Source organism: Nocardia sp. NPDC050408 (assembly GCF_044458905.1).
Lineage (GTDB): Bacteria > Actinomycetota > Actinomycetes > Mycobacteriales > Mycobacteriaceae > Nocardia.
Genome location: NZ_JBITIL010000006.1, coordinates 516,000 through 530,502 on the forward strand (window position 1 = coordinate 516,000; position 14,503 = coordinate 530,502).

A 14,503-nucleotide genomic window follows, 5' to 3' on the forward strand; every position below is an offset into this window, starting at 1 on the left:
GGCTACCGCAACCCGTCACGATGTCCGGCGAGGCATGGTCCGGATATCCGGCGGCAGCTTCGCGATGGGATCGGAGGACTTCTTCCCCGAGGAGCGGCCGGTGCACCAGGTGCGGGTCGATTCGTTCTGGATCGATCTGCATCCGGTGACCAACGCCGCGTTCCGACGCTTCGTGAAACAGACCGGATACGTCACGGTCGCCGAACGTACTCCCGCGGCCGAGGACTACCCGGAGGCGGAGCCGGAGAACCTGATTCCGGGGGCACTGGTATTCCAACCCACCAAGGGACCGGTGCCATTGGACAACTGGCGCCGTTGGTGGCGGTATGTGCCCGGCGCATGCTGGCGCCACCCGCGCGGGCCCGGCAGCACACTCGACGGGCTCGACCGCCACCCGGTCACCCAGGTCGCCTACGAGGACGCCACTGCATACGCGGCCTGGGTCGGTAAAAAGCTGCCGACCGAGGCCGAATGGGAGTATGCCGCCCGCGGCGGACTGGACGGGGCCACCTACGCCTGGGGCGAGCAGTTCGAACCCACCGGCCGGCGCATGGCCAACATCTGGGTCGGCGCATTTCCGTGGCAATTCCACCCCGGTCGCGGGCAGACCGGGACGCCCGGCACCACAGCGGTCGGGACTTATTCACCGAACGGCTACGGTCTGCACGATCTGACCGGCAATGTCTGGGAGTGGACTGTGGACTACTTCCGCCCGCAGCACCCGACGCCGACCTGCTGTGCCCCACACAATCCGCGCGTGGACACCCCCGAACCAACAGCGCCGCAACGATTTCCACGCCGCATCATCAAGGGCGGATCGTATCTGTGTGCGGCCGACTACTGCCTTCGGTACCGGCCCGCGGCCCGACAAGGTCAGACCGAAGACACCGCTACCTGCCATCTAGGCTTCCGGTGCGTCGCGCACGACGCACCGGAAGCATGAAATTGCTTCCTCGACCGGCTAGCCGGTCCTCGACCGGCTAGCCCAGTTCGAGCGTGCCGAGAATCTCAGATGCACCAAACGACGCTACCGAGCGGGAAACACAACACGACCGAACCGGCCGGAGTGGCGGATGCCGACGGTGATTCGGCAGAAGCTGCGGGAGCTGCGAGGACTAGCAGAGGCAAGGCCATAACAGTGGCGGCAACGGTTTTGACTGTCTTATTGGACATTTTTCATCCTTCAACTAAAGGTTTGAATCGAGAATTATTCTCAACATCCCCGTAGTCGCCCTGTTGGGCCCATACGCACCTTTTGTCTGGTACGCCGAATTCGGTGATGTAGACCCCGACGAGCTCTATGAAGTCCGCGAACCAGGCGACGCTGCCAAGTTGCCGGAATCAAGCTCTGAATGCATCACGTGCCGATCGAATGCTGCTGGCACGCGGTTGGTTGCTTGGTGAAGTTCACATGATTTGCCCCGGATGGAGCACATCCTCCGGCGAGGCCGACAGTTGCTTCATCGGCCGGACCGAACAGGGACGCCATCTGGTAAACGGTAAGGCGTCAAGTAGAGCTTACCGCTGGCTACCACACGAATCGGTGGAAACTGGGGAACATTTCGAAGACAACTCTCCGATTTATGACGAGGCCCCGAGGCCGAGTCACCCTCGGTCGCCGTGGTCGGAGCTCCGTTCGGCAGTTCGATCGCCACACCGACCCCCAGTGTTCGAGCTATATCAGGCTATTGTTCGGTCCACACCGCTAGGTTTGCGGGCATCCTTCGCAGCCGGTGATGTATCGATAGGGGCCAACGCGTGACACTGACCGAAACCGACCCGCGCGTCGAACGCGACCGATCAGGGGAGCGGGGCAGCGACTACGCCAGGTTGTCTCGCCGAGTGCGACAAGCGGGACTGCTCACCCGGCGGCTGCGCTACTACGGTGGGCTGATCGCGGTCACGGTGGTGGGGCTGGCCGCCGGATGGACGGCGTTCGCACTCATCGGTGACTCGTGGTGGCAGCTGGGCACCGCGGTGTTTCTGGCCGCGATCTTCGCTCAGTTCGCCTTCCTCGGCCACGACGCCGGGCATCAGCAGATCTTTCGCACCCGCCGAGCCAATCAGCTGTTCGGCATGATCTGCGGGAATCTCGGCATCGGGTTGAGCATCGGCTGGTGGGTCGGCAATCACAACCGGCACCACGCGAACCCCAATACCGAGGGCGCCGACCCCGACATCATGGGCGTGCTGGCACACTCCGATGTGCGGGCGCGGGCCAGCCGCGGCATCCGGCGGCTGATATTCCGATACCAGGCATGGCTGTTCTTCCCGATGCTGTTGCTCGAAGCGGGCAGCCTGCACACCGCCAGCGTTCGAGCCGTGGCACGACGGGCGACGCCGTACTGGGCTTGGGAGGCCGCGCTACTGTGCGCCCACGCGATCTTGTATCTGTCCACGGTGTTCCTGGTGTTGTCCCCGGCTAAAGCGATTGCCTTCCTCGTCGTTCAGCAAGGCCTGTTCGGGTTCTACATGGGGTGCACTTTCGCACCCAACCACAAGGGGATGGCCGTACTGCCCACACCTGGTTCCACCGACTTCCTGCGCCGTCAAGTGCTCACATCTCGCAATGTCCACGGCGGGTGGTTGACCGATGCCGCCCTCGGCGGCCTGAACTACCAGATCGAGCACCACCTGTTCCCATCCATGCCCCGGGCCAACCTGCGCCGAGCCCAACCGCTGGTCGCCGCATTCTGCGCTGAAATCGGTGTTCCCTATCGCCAGACCAGCCTGTTCGGCTCATACGCCCAGGCGCTACGTCACCTGCACACCGTCGGTCGATCGGCCGGCGCGGCCTCCTCGTCGCGTTCGACGAGCTGATCGATTCCGGACAGCCCGGCAGTCAGCACATGAATGAACTTCGCCGCTGGTCCAGCCGCTCAACTAGCAGCCCGGCGAACCACACTGTTGGTCACTAGCCCTCCTCGCACTCGATTCCGGCCTGCATCGATGCCGACGACACGAACACCCTGCCAAGTAAACAACCTTGCGTAGTGTTTGCGCAGAATATCGAGTAGCCGATACTCGCGTGCGTCGGTTTGTTCGAGCGCAGGATTTTCGTATGACGCTTGCGATATTCGGCGTGGGCTTCCGCCGGGGTTGACACACGGTGGTGTAGCCCAATGTCCAGGGTCTTTCTCAGTCACTCCAGCCGGGACGATCGCGAAGCGATCGCCCTCAAGACGTGGCTGACCGCAGCCGATCCAGGCCTGACCGGTGAGATTTTTCTCGATCTGGACCGACAGACCGGAATTCCGGTGGGCGTGCGGTGGAAAGACGCGCTGCGCCGCGCGAGCGACCGGTGCGAAGCGGTTATCTGTCTCGTTTCCGATAATTGGGACGCATCGCGCGAATGCAAAGTCGAATACCGCCACGCCGAGGACCTGAACAAGCCGATCTTCGCGGTTCGGTTGCAGCCTTTGACCGGTCGCGATATCACTACCGAATGGCAGCGCTGCGACCTGTTCGGTGACGGTCCGAAAACGGAGATCGCGGTGGACGGTGAGTCACCCCCGGTGCGACTGCTCACCGATGGTCTACTGCGACTCCGGGACGGTTTGCGCGCGGCCGGGATAGGGGCAGATACCTTTGCTTGGCCGCCGCCGGACGAACCGGACCGGACACCGTATCGCGGCTGGCAGCCACTGGAACAGGTGGACGCCGCAGTGTATTTCGGGCGCGACACCCAGGTCGGTCGCGCTCTGAATGCGATACGGGGAATGCGCAATTGCGGCGAGGGTCAAATGTTCGTCATTCTCGGGCCGTCGGGCGTCGGCAAATCGTCGTTCCTGCGGGCGGGCTTGCTACCGCGCCTGCATCGCGATGACCGGCATTTCCTGCCGATGGGCATCGTCCGGCCGCAACGTAACGCGCTCACCGGCGGCAGCGGATTCGCACACTCGATTCACGACCTACGCGACAGCATGGGATTGCACACACCCAGCCTCGGTGCGATCAAGGAAGGAATTCGGGATGTCACCCGTCTGTGTGCATGGCTGACCGAGGCGCAGCAGGCCGCCAAGGATCGCATTATCGACGCGACCGACAACGTGCCACCCACGCTCGTATTGCCGATCGACCAGGCCGAGGAACTATTCGGCGTCGACGCGGGTGAGCAGGCAGGCGCCTTCCTCGGTGTGCTCGCAGAACTGCTCGGCGCGGACGACGCGCTGCCGATGATCGCGATCGCGACAATTCGCTCCGACCGGTACGAGCCACTGCAGACCGCGCCGCAGTCGGCCGCCCTGGAGGTCCGCCCGTTCGATGATCTGAAACCTATGCCGCAGGCTCAATTCAAAGAGGTGATCTGTGGACCTGCTCGACGCGCGCGGGAATCCGGGAGCCGACTCTCGTTTGCGCCCGACCTGGTCGACCGACTGCTCGACGACTGGTCGCGCGGCGCGGATACGCTGCCGCTGCTCTCCCTCACGCTGGCACGGCTCTACCAGGACTACGGCGACGCAGAGATCACACTCGCCGAGTACAACGCGATGGGAGGGCTGCGCCGCGTCGTGCAGTGCGAGATCGACGAGCTGCTCGCCGCGGATCTCTCAGCCAGGCAGCGGCAATTGAAGGTGCTGCGCACCGCGTTCGTACCGTGGCTGGCGACGATTAATCCGGACAACGACCAGCCGATGCGGCGCGCGGCGCGTTGGTTCGACCTGCCGTCGGAGAGCCACCCGCTGCTCGAGGCGTTCATCGCCAGGCGCCTGCTGGTCCGCGACGAGCGCGACGGCGAGGTTGTTGTCGAAGTCGCGTTGGAAAGCTTACTGCGCCAATGGGATACGCTCGCCACGTGGCTGCGCGAGCAGTCCACCGACTTGAAGAACGCCGACGAGTTGGAACGCGCGGCGCACGCCTGGAAAGCCAACGCGCGCAGCGACGAATGGCTGCTCGTCGGCAGCCGACTCGATGATGCCGAATCCCTCGCCGCCGAACCGGGTTTCCGGGAGCGGCTCAACCCGACGCGGGAATTCCTGCTCGCCTCCCGGCGGTGTGCAGACGAGCGCGTCGAGGCAGACCTGCGGGCGGCGCGGGAGCGTCAGGAATCCGCGGAGGCCTTGGCGGCTGCGGAAACTCAGGCCAAGGAAAAGGCGCAGGAGTACACCCGGGTGCTGCGACGGCGGTCGCAAATACTGCGGGTGGCGTTGGCGTTAGCGGTAGTCGCGGCGTTGGCCGCCGGATTCTTGTTCCTCAAAGCATCGAGAGCGGAGAAAGACGCGACCGCGCGCAGCCGGGATGCGACCGCGTTGGCACTGCTCGCGAATTCGCAACTGATGCTGTCCGGTTCGTATCCGGGCGTCAACGACGACGTGCTCGCCATGCAGAGTGTGCTTGCCGCGCGCAGTTTTCCGAACCGCAACAACGGCGAATACTCGTTGCTCAGCGCCGTGAATCAGCTACGCAACCTGCGCAAGATCATCCCCACCGGCGGCGGCGACCTTCGCAGCGTCGATTTCAGTCCCGACGGCACGCGCGTCGTGTCCAGTCATGGTGAGCACATCCAGCTGTGGGACGCCGAAACCTGGAAGCCCATCGGCGAGTTCATGACCGGGCACACGCGGGAGGTGATGCAGGTCGCGTTCAGCCCCGACGGCAAACGCATCGTGACCGCCAGTGTCGACAACACATTGCGGCTGTGGGATGCCGAGACCCGCCTGCCGATCGGCGAACCGCTTCGCGGACACGAAGCACAGCTCACCAGCGTCGCGTTCAGCCGGGACGGCCGCCGAATCGTGTCGGGCAGCTCGGACAAGACGCTACGAGTGTGGGATGTCGAATCCCGCCAGCAGTTCGGTGAGCCTATGCGCGGACACGAGAGAGAGGTGATGAGCGTCGCGGTCGGCGTCGATAACACGGTCGCGTCAACAGGTTTCGATGGCACGGTTCGGCTGTGGGATATCGAGTCCCGTCAGCAGATCGGCGAGCTGATACGCGTACCCGGAGAAGAGTTCAGCAGTGTCACGTTCAGCCAGGACGGCACCCGAATCGCAGCGAGTGGTTCCGAGACCACGATCCGGCTGTGGGATGCCCATACCCGCCAGCCGATCGGCGAACCGCTGCGCGGCCACACCGCCGCTATCGAGCGAGTGGTGTTCAGCCGCGACGGATCCCGGCTCGCCTCGGCAAGCGACGACAAGACGGTGCGGCTGTGGGATACCGCGACCGGCCAGCCGGTCGGAGAACCGTTGGTGGGACACGAATTCGCGGTCAGCGCGGTCGCCTTCTACCCTGACGGACAGCGTCTGGTTTCCAGTGGCTTCGACGAAACGCTGCGCGAATGGGACGCCGGTGGCGGACAGGTTCTCCGCGGGCACAACGGGGGAGTTCTCGCCGCGGAATTCAGCCCGGACGGCACTCGGATCGTGTCCGACGGTGTCGATGCGACGATACGGCAGTGGGATGCCCGTACCGGGGCACCTCTGGCTGCGGTGATCCCGATCGAGGGCGTGCCCGCATGGCACTTCAGCCCCGACGGCACGCAGATCGTCACGATCTCTACCACCATGCTGCGACACTGGGACCTGGCCAGCGGTGCTCCGGTCGGGAACTCGATCGCCATACCGCCGGACACCAAGCGTCTGGCATTCGGCGTCGCCGACCGAAAACTCGCGACGGACAACGGCACTGATATCCAGATACGCGACATCGACACGATGCAGCCGATCGGTGTTCCAATTCGACAGCCCGCGTTGAATGCCTTCGAATTCAGCCCCGACGGTCGACAATTCGCCACCGGCGGCCGGGACTGGAGTGTCCGCCTCTGGGATACGAACTCGGGCCAGCAGATCGGTAAGGTCCTGAAAGGCCAAGGCTGGGTCAAGGACATAGAGTTCAGTCGGGACGGCCACACGCTCGCCGTCGCATACCAGGACAAGACGGTACGGCTGTGGAACGCGCAGACCGGAGATCCCATCGGCGATCCCATGCGGACCGATGGCTGGGTAAGCGACCTCGCGTTCAGCCCCGACGGCCGAACCATCGTCACCGGAGGTGAGGACAGCACCGTTCGTTTGTGGGATGTCCAGAAGCACAGTCAGATCGGTTCTGCCCTCATGGGACACACCCAACCGGTAACGCATGTGGAGTTCAGCCCCGACGGCAAGGATGTCGTGTCGACGAGCTACGACGGAACCATCCGTGTTCGGCCGGTCCCGACCGCATCAACAGACATCTTGTGCGACAAGATGACCTCCAACATGAGCCGGGAACGCTGGAACTCCTGGGTCTCGCCGAAAATCCCTTACCACAAACTGTGCCCGAATCTGCCGATCAAGGGTGAGGAGGGCAAATGACAGTGGCTTCCGATGACGAGCTGGTGAATGCCCTCTGGGAGAGGCGGATTCGCTGGTCCCATGCGGCCACCCGGATGAAACTGCGGATCGACCGACTCCGGCTGACGGTGCTGTACCTGAGCAGTTGGGGAGCGATCGCGGCCGCACTGACGGCTACGGTGCTGCGGCAGTCCGGGCTGAGCTCGCGCATCGTCGCGGCCACCGGTGCGGCGGCACTGGCAGGTGCCACCTATGTCGGAGCACAGTTACTGACCTCGGAAGCGGTCCGGCGCTGGACCCGCGCGCGGGCGGTATCGGAGGGAATGCGACAGCAGATCTTCAGGTTTCGCGCGATTCCGGGCACAGTCGCGCAGCTTCGCGCCGAAGTCGAAGAGCTCGAACAGGCCGCCGAGGACCTCCTGTGCTTCCTCGAGGAGGCGCCGCCCGTGGGACCCGCACCTGGGCCGCTGACACCGGAGCAGTATGCGAGCAAACGCGTCGAAGGCCAGATCACCAATTACTATCGCCCGACCGCTCGACGGTATTGCGCGCGAGCACAATTCCTGCGTCGGGTCGCCATCGCACTGGGGCTGATCGCCACGATGGCGGCGTCGGTCAGCACCGCGGTCAGCGCCGACGCCGCCACCCGAATCGCACCATGGATAGCCGTTTTGACCACACTCAGCGGTGCGCTGGTCGCCTATCTCGCAAGTAAGCGATATGACTTCCTGGTCATCAGCTATCTCGCGACCGCCAACCGGTTACAGCGACTGCTCGACCACTGGCGAACAGCGGGATCCCCGACCGGTCCACCGCAGTGGTCGGAATTCGTCGACGACTGCGAGAACACCATCGCCGTCGAAAACGAAAGCTGGCTGGCAAAATGGGCCGACGCTCGCTGACCATTCGAGCGAGGTCGTATCAACTGTCGGGCTGTTCGATGAACTCCGGGTAGACCGTGAAATGGCGGACCGTGCCTGATAGGTCGGGGAGTTCGACAGGTGTCGTCCATGTTCGGAAGTTGTCGTAGCAGTCGCTGTACAAGTATTGGTGGTCGGTATAGGCGTCGAAATAGATTCGCCAGCCGCCGCCGGGGAGCGCGATGATGCACGGTCCTTCGACGGGCGCGCCCCAACCGGCCCAATCGTCGTTTGCCACAAAGGTGTACGGGCCGAGCAGATGATCGGCGACGGCGAGTTCGATGTATTTGGTGGATTCATTCTTGGTGAAGGCGTAGTAGCGCCCAGCTGCGCGGACCACGGTGGTGTCGATATAGCCGTAGGAGGTGTTGTCGGGCTGGGCCAGCCCGATCAGCGGCCTCGGTGCGCTCCATGAGCGCAGTTTCGGGTCAGCGGTGGTCAGGTGCGGTGTGAACCGGTAGCCGTCCGACAACGAGACGATGACACTGATGCTTCCGTCGGTGTCGATGAACCACTCCGGCGCCCAGGTCGATGTCACGCCCGGCAGCGGCACCATGATGTCGTAGAGATGACTCCAGTTCAGCCGGTCCGCGCTGTAGGCGAAACCGATGGTTCGCCCTTCCCAGCCGGTGGTGTAGGTGAGGTAGTAGTAGCCATCGATATTGCGAAAGACGCTGGGGTCGCGCAGCAGACCCGTCGGCGGCCGGTAGGCGGGCCCGCTCAGCTGCCGGAAGGTGATCGCATCGTCGGATTCGTAAACATACAGATCGGTTTCGCTGTCATCGGTGAACGCGGTCATGGTGTATCGCGGCACCGAAGGTGGCCGCTGCGCGGCCGCCGCGTGCCCGGCGGCAGGTAGCGCCGCAGCCAACGCCAGCAACGATCTTCGGCTGAGCACCATCCGCTGATTGTGCCGCGAAGTCGACTGAACATTTGCCGACACGCCGACGGGGTATGCGAGGGCTAACAGCCAAGGCCCGCGGCACCTTTCACGCGAGGCCGACACGGCACGCCCCGCTTACCCTGCTGGACGCTACTCGGCCCGCTCAGTTCAGGAATCGGTATCGGCCGCGCGGAGTTTCGCCAGCAGGGGTTCGGCGGCCTCGGCGAGGAATCGGTCCTGTTGTTCGTCGCCGATTTCGACGACAGCGATGTCGGTGAAGCCAGCGTCCTGGTAGGGCCGCACCGCCGCCACGATGGCGTCGAGATCGGGACCGCACGGGATCGTCTCGGCGATATCTTGCGGGCGCACGAACTGCGTCGCGGCCGCGAAACTCGCCGGCGTCGGCAGGTTCGAGTTGACATCCCACCCGCCCGCAGACCACCGGAACTGTTCGTGGGCGCGCTGGATTGCTTTGTCGCGGTCGGTATCCCAGCTGATCGGCAGTTGCCCGGTCACGCGGGACTTCGCCGCAGCGGAGTCGTTCGCGCGTACGCTATGCCATGACCGAACGAGTTCGGCATCGGGACTGGTGCTGACCATCTCGTCGGCCAATGGGGCGAATCGCTGCACCGATCGTGGTCCGGATACCGCGACCGCGATCGGTACCGGCTGGTCCGGCAAGTCCCAGACCTTAGCGGCGTCGACTCGATACCAGTCGCCGAGTCGGCTGACGGTCCCGCCCGCGTGCAGATCACGAATGATGCCGATGGCCTCCGCGAGTCGCTCCAGCCGTTCCTCGAGCCCGGGCCAGCCCGCACCGATCACGTGTTCGTTGAGGCTCTCGCCGCTTCCGAGCCCAAGGGTGAACCGCCCTTCGGCCAGGATCTGCAACGTCGCCGCCTGCTGCGCCACAATCGCGGGGTGGTAGCGCATGGTCGGGCACGTCACGTAGGTCATCAACGGGATTCGCCAGGTCGCCTGCGCGACGGCCCCGAGGGTGGTCCAGGCGTTCGGGGCGTGTCCCTGCTCCTCGAGCCACGGTGCGTAGTGGTCGCTGCTGACCAGGAAGTCGAATCCTGCCTGTTCAGCGGCGACCGCATAGCGGACGAGCTCGCGCGGGCCGCTCTGCTCGGTCATCAGTGTGTATCCGAATCGGGTCACTGTCGCTCCTTCTCGCTCGGCGGTGGATATCGGTGGGCTACCCGTCTACCGCGTAGTTATCGGTGACGCTTTCCACGCATACGAGCAAGGGCAAGTCGTGACCCGGCAATACCCGCCTCGGATCGACAGATGCTTGCTCGGCACCGCGGGCAACCGCCGCAGACGTCAGAGCGAGGCGTCGTCCATTGCCTCGCGCACCATGTCGAGGGCGACTTCGACCGTGCGCCTCAGCACATCTTCGGGTTCGCCATCGAAGAGCTCATGTCGTGCCCAAGTCCCGCCCTCGCCGTGGACCGCCAGCCATACCGACCCCGCCGGTTCACCGTCCTGGGGATCGGGGCCGCCGACCCCCGTCACAGCCACAGCCACGTCCGCGCCCAGCAATTTCCGCACGCCGATCGCCATGGCTCGAGCCGCGGTCTCCGACACGACAGGTACGTCGGGAACGCCCAGGACCTGCCGTTTGACATCAGCACTGTAGGCAACCACCGCACCCCGCAACCACCGCGCCGAGTCCGGGGCAGCCCCCAATGCCGCCGACAACTGCCCGCAGGTCAACGATTCCGCAACCGCCACCATCCGTTTCGACCGCATGGCGACCGCGGCAACTCGGCTCGCAGACTCATCGATTCTGGACATCGAAACCACCCTATCGGTTCCGGCAGACCTTCCCCGGTCCTTCCAGCACTGGGCGGCCGGCGGTTACACGTTGGCCGTGGTCTTCGCCGGCGGGTGTATGACGCCGGTGAAATTTCCGCTGGAGAGGTTGTAGGTGTGCTGGCGTACGGCGTCGCCGGAGTTGCCTTCGATGGTGGTGATGCTGTTGCCGTTGCGGGCCACCACGACACCGATGTGGTGTTGGCCGCCGAAAACGACGAGGTCCCCGGGGCGGGCGCTGGACATGTCGCTATCGGCCCAGCCCTTACCTGCGGCGTCGGACCAGACGCTGGGCACGTAGTTCTTGTTGCTCCAGCCGACGTCGATGCCGGACTGCTTCCACACCCAGGTGGCGAAGGACGCGCACCATGCGTCATCGATGTTGTAGGGGCGGTTCACGTGGTTGGTTCCGATTTCGGTGACGCCGAGTTCGTTCTCGGCGAATCCCTTGATCTTGTCGATAGTGCTGGAGTCGGCGGGCGGCACATAACTGTGGCCGGACCACGGTGTCGTCAACGGCGCCGTGGTCCCACCGTAGCTGCTGCTGATCGGGTTGTCGGGGACGGAGTTGTTGATGTGATCGGCATGGCGCTGGATGTCGGTCGCGGCGTCACGCATCCGCTGCTCTACTGTCGCGGCGGCGGTGGCGCATGCGGTCCGCAGCGGGCCCTCCACCGATTCCGGCCAGTATTCTCTGCCTGCCGGGTCGACGCGGGGTCCGGGTGTGTTCTTTGCGTCGTCGATGGTGCGTTGGAGCCGGTTGACCGCTGTCTCGATGTCGTCATATGCGTCGCCCGCCACGGAGTATGTTCCGTAGGTCGAGCTGTCGACACCTTCGTCGTTCGCGTCCATCGAGGCTTCGATGTCGCGCAGCGCGGAGACGGTTTCGTTGTGGTTGGTGGTCGTGATCGACTGATTCTTGTCGTCGATAATCTTGTTGTCGCGCAGTAGTTTCACGAATTTCGGGGCCCTGGACGGAGTGCCCGCGCCCAGGTTGTCGACATTGGCTTGGATCGCAGCGCGGGTGGCGCGGACGGCGCTTTTGAGCGTGTCCGATGCGTAACCGGGAACCGTCAGCTCGACGACTTTATAGTGGTCGACGGTCGGGCTCATCGCAGCGCCTCGTTGTCGCTCGGCTGTGGACCAACGAATAGCGACATCCGTAATCCTCTACTCCCAGGGACCGACGCGATTCGAGTATCGGTCATTCCCAGAATCGGGAAATGATGATCCAACATCCTTGCCCGGTCTTTCGGGTTGTTGACGCCGTCTTTCGCCTGGCGCCCAGGGGAGGGCGGCTCGACGCAGAGGATGCGTGGATCTAAATCCATTGGGCCAGAGACTTTCTGGGCAACCGACCGACGTTTTCGGCCTTCGGCTACCTGAATCGAGCTCGGCTCAGCCGTTGGCGAGCGCGTGGTCAGCGAGTGCGGCGATGACCGGTCCGAGTGTTCTGGCGTAACCGACGGTGAGGTGGTTGTCGTCGCGGTACACCAGGTTGTCACCGATGATGAGGGGGCAGCGGGCGGTCGTGCAGAACAGGGCGGTCAGATCGGCGTACTGGCCGCCGCCGGCGATGGCTGCCGCCTGCTCGGCCCCGATACCCGCATCATCGACCGCGACCGGCCGGGCCGGCGTGCATGCCGCCGGATCGTCGATATGTTCGGATAGGCATACCGGCACGGTGGCGTGCGGATCGGGGATCGGCCCGAGCACGAGGACCGCCGCTCCCGTCGCTCGCAGCTGGCCGACCAGGCGGTTCAAGCTGTCGACCCAGGCCTGGTCGTAAGAGACGAAGCCGAAGTCGGCGCCGTAGCGCCGGGACATGCTCAGCACGATCAGGCGGGGGCGTTCGGCCCGCAACCGGGACAGGATCTGGTCGCGCCACTGCTCGCATTCGGTGTACTCGCGGCCCAGATAGGGACTGGTGATGGGCAACCCGAGCAACGGACAGGTGACCTTGGCCATGGTTTCCAGCCGCCAGTGCCGCTGCGCGGCGATCGGCTCGAACGCCGGATGCCACATCGCGGCGTGTGAATCACCGACGAGGGCCACTGTAGTGGCCGAGTCCGGATCGCCGGAGGCGCACTCGGCCTGTCCCACCTCACGCCACGATCGCACGCAGCCGTCGACGAACACGCCCGCCTTGTCGCCGGGCGCGTCGGCCAGTGCGGGGCTCAGATTCGAAGGGACAGCTCGGATTTCGGCCGAAGCAGCGACTGCGGCCTGCGTCTGCGCGGTCAGCTGCCGGACCGCCGCATCGCGTGCGTCGGCGCTGGGAGCGGCCGGTGCCGCCGGCGTGGCGAGTGTGAGAGCCGCGGCCGCCGCGCCACGGCCGACCGGGACAGGTACGAGCATCAGCAGCATCAGTCCCGCACAACCGGCGACCGCGGTGATCGCGCCGCCGCAGGCGAGGCTGCGTACGGCTGACCCTCGCAACGGGGCGGCGAAGCGAACCGGATTCTCGACCAGCCACAATGTGAGCATGGCGAGTCCGCCTGCCGTCATGACCGCGCCCATAGAGCCACCCAGTCCGAGTTGGTGACCAAGCACGCGCGGTGCCAGCAGTAATACCGGCCAGTGCCACAGATACCAGGAGTACGACAGGCGGCCGATGGCCCGCATTACCGGCAGCGCCAGTACGCGACCAACCCCGAATCGTGTTTCCCCACAACCCGATACGATCACCAGGGCAGTGCCGAGAACGGGGAGCAGTGCCGCAGCGCCGGGATACGGTGTCGTCCCGTTCAGGTGAGTACATGCCGCGACGATCAGGACCAGCCCGATCCATCCAGCAGGGGCGGCGACCGCTTTCGGCAAACGCGACCACGCAGCGGTCGACAGCGCGACGATGCCGCCGGTGCCCAGTTCCCAGGCCCGCGTCGGCAGCGAGAAGAACGCCCACGGTGGCAGCGTGCTGGTCCAGATCAGCGAGATCGCGAAGGAGAGCGCGGCGGCTACCGCAACAACGATCAGGTACGGGAACACAGCTGCCGATCCGATTCGGCGGCGGCGCGCGAACCAGGCCGTGACCGCGATCAGTACGGGCCACAACAGATAGAACTGCTCCTCCACACCGAGCGACCAGAAGTGCTGAAACGGCGATGGAGACGTGCCGCCCGCCAGGTAGTCGGTGCCGCGTAGCGCGAGCCGATAGTTCCCGGTATACAAGGCGCTGGCGATCCCATCGCCGAGGACCTGGCGAGCCTGCAGCGGCGGCAGTAGCACCGCCGCGCCGATCGCGGTGGCAACCACCACGACGCCTGCCGCGGGCAGCAGACGGCGGGCCCGTGCGCCGTAGAACCGCACCAGCCCGACAGTGTCGGCGGAAGCTGCTTCCCGCCAAAGAATTCCGGTGACGAGGAAGCCGGAAATGACGAAAAAGACATCGACACCAACGAATCCGCCCCCGACGCCGGGCATGTTCACATGAAAAAGCACAACGGCCAGTACGGCGACTGCTCGCAACCCCTCGATGTCGGGCCGAAATGTCGCGCACGGTGTCGCATTGAGCGCCTGATCAGCCTGCCGATCTAGCAATCCGTCGCTCGCCGCCACCGTCATGCGCGGCATTGTTACCGATCCCGCCAGCTATGTCACGGCAACTC

Annotated in this window: 9 protein-coding genes; 4 read left to right on the forward strand and 5 right to left on the reverse strand. The window is 64.8% G+C overall.

Going from position 1 to position 14,503, the window contains the following annotated elements:
* Window positions 1–34: 34 nt before the first annotated feature.
* The 4 genes from ACIBJI_RS21845 to ACIBJI_RS21860 all read left to right on the forward strand — a co-directional run bounded on the left by ACIBJI_RS21845 (window position 35) and on the right by ACIBJI_RS21860 (window position 8,176).
* Window positions 35–943: a formylglycine-generating enzyme family protein gene (locus ACIBJI_RS21845; RefSeq protein WP_397085490.1), complete on the forward strand. Its 909-nt coding sequence runs from the start codon at window positions 35–37 to the stop codon at window positions 941–943.
* Between the two features lie 815 nt (window positions 944–1,758).
* Window positions 1,759–2,820 carry a fatty acid desaturase family protein gene (locus ACIBJI_RS21850; RefSeq protein WP_397085461.1) on the forward strand — a complete coding sequence of 354 codons (1,062 nt, stop codon included), beginning with the start codon at window positions 1,759–1,761 and terminating at the stop codon, window positions 2,818–2,820.
* Between the two features lie 302 nt (window positions 2,821–3,122).
* A complete protein-coding gene (locus ACIBJI_RS21855) occupies window positions 3,123–7,295 on the forward strand; it encodes a TIR domain-containing protein (protein ID WP_397085463.1) in 4,173 nt (1,390 codons plus the stop codon).
* Window positions 7,292–8,176: a DUF4231 domain-containing protein gene (locus ACIBJI_RS21860; RefSeq protein ID WP_364351549.1), complete on the forward strand. Its 885-nt coding sequence runs from the start codon at window positions 7,292–7,294 to the stop codon at window positions 8,174–8,176. Before ACIBJI_RS21855 ends, ACIBJI_RS21860 begins: the two co-directional genes overlap by 4 nt.
* A gap of 19 nt (window positions 8,177–8,195) precedes the next feature.
* Here ACIBJI_RS21860 and ACIBJI_RS21865 read toward each other — a convergent pair whose 3' ends face one another.
* From ACIBJI_RS21865 to ACIBJI_RS21885, 5 genes are all read right to left on the reverse strand, one after another.
* Entirely contained in the window at window positions 8,196–9,095 is a 900-nt protein-coding gene (locus ACIBJI_RS21865; protein ID WP_364351552.1) for a glycoside hydrolase family 43 protein, read from the reverse strand.
* 150 nt (window positions 9,096–9,245) lie between these two features.
* Complete coding sequence (locus ACIBJI_RS21870; RefSeq protein ID WP_397085466.1) at window positions 9,246–10,238, reverse strand: TIGR03557 family F420-dependent LLM class oxidoreductase; 993 nt, start codon at window positions 10,236–10,238, stop codon at window positions 9,246–9,248.
* 165 nt (window positions 10,239–10,403) lie between these two features.
* Window positions 10,404–10,877 carry a CinA family protein gene (locus ACIBJI_RS21875; RefSeq protein ID WP_364351564.1) on the reverse strand — a complete coding sequence of 158 codons (474 nt, stop codon included), beginning with the start codon at window positions 10,875–10,877 and terminating at the stop codon, window positions 10,404–10,406.
* A gap of 63 nt (window positions 10,878–10,940) precedes the next feature.
* Window positions 10,941–12,008 carry a CHAP domain-containing protein gene (locus ACIBJI_RS21880; RefSeq protein WP_364351567.1) on the reverse strand — a complete coding sequence of 356 codons (1,068 nt, stop codon included), beginning with the start codon at window positions 12,006–12,008 and terminating at the stop codon, window positions 10,941–10,943.
* 285 nt (window positions 12,009–12,293) lie between these two features.
* Window positions 12,294–14,459 carry an acyltransferase family protein gene (locus tag ACIBJI_RS21885; protein ID WP_397085469.1) on the reverse strand — a complete coding sequence of 722 codons (2,166 nt, stop codon included), beginning with the start codon at window positions 14,457–14,459 and terminating at the stop codon, window positions 12,294–12,296.
* Between the last annotated feature and the right edge of the window lie 44 nt (window positions 14,460–14,503).

Excerpts from the sequence above, each read along its gene's own strand:
- ACIBJI_RS21845 (WP_397085490.1), top strand. The coding sequence starts at position 35 with ATGGTCCGGATATCCGGCGGCAGCTTCGCGATGGGATCGGAGGACTTC.
- ACIBJI_RS21855 (WP_397085463.1), top strand. The coding sequence starts at position 3,123 with ATGTCCAGGGTCTTTCTCAGTCACTCCAGCCGGGACGATCGCGAAGCG.
- ACIBJI_RS21860 (WP_364351549.1), top strand. The coding sequence starts at position 7,292 with ATGACAGTGGCTTCCGATGACGAGCTGGTGAATGCCCTCTGGGAGAGG.
- ACIBJI_RS21865 (WP_364351552.1), bottom strand. The coding sequence starts at position 9,095 with ATGGTGCTCAGCCGAAGATCGTTGCTGGCGTTGGCTGCGGCGCTACCT.
- ACIBJI_RS21875 (WP_364351564.1), bottom strand. The coding sequence starts at position 10,877 with ATGTCCAGAATCGATGAGTCTGCGAGCCGAGTTGCCGCGGTCGCCATG.
- ACIBJI_RS21880 (WP_364351567.1), bottom strand. The coding sequence starts at position 12,008 with ATGAGCCCGACCGTCGACCACTATAAAGTCGTCGAGCTGACGGTTCCC.
- ACIBJI_RS21885 (WP_397085469.1), bottom strand. The coding sequence starts at position 14,459 with ATGACGGTGGCGGCGAGCGACGGATTGCTAGATCGGCAGGCTGATCAG.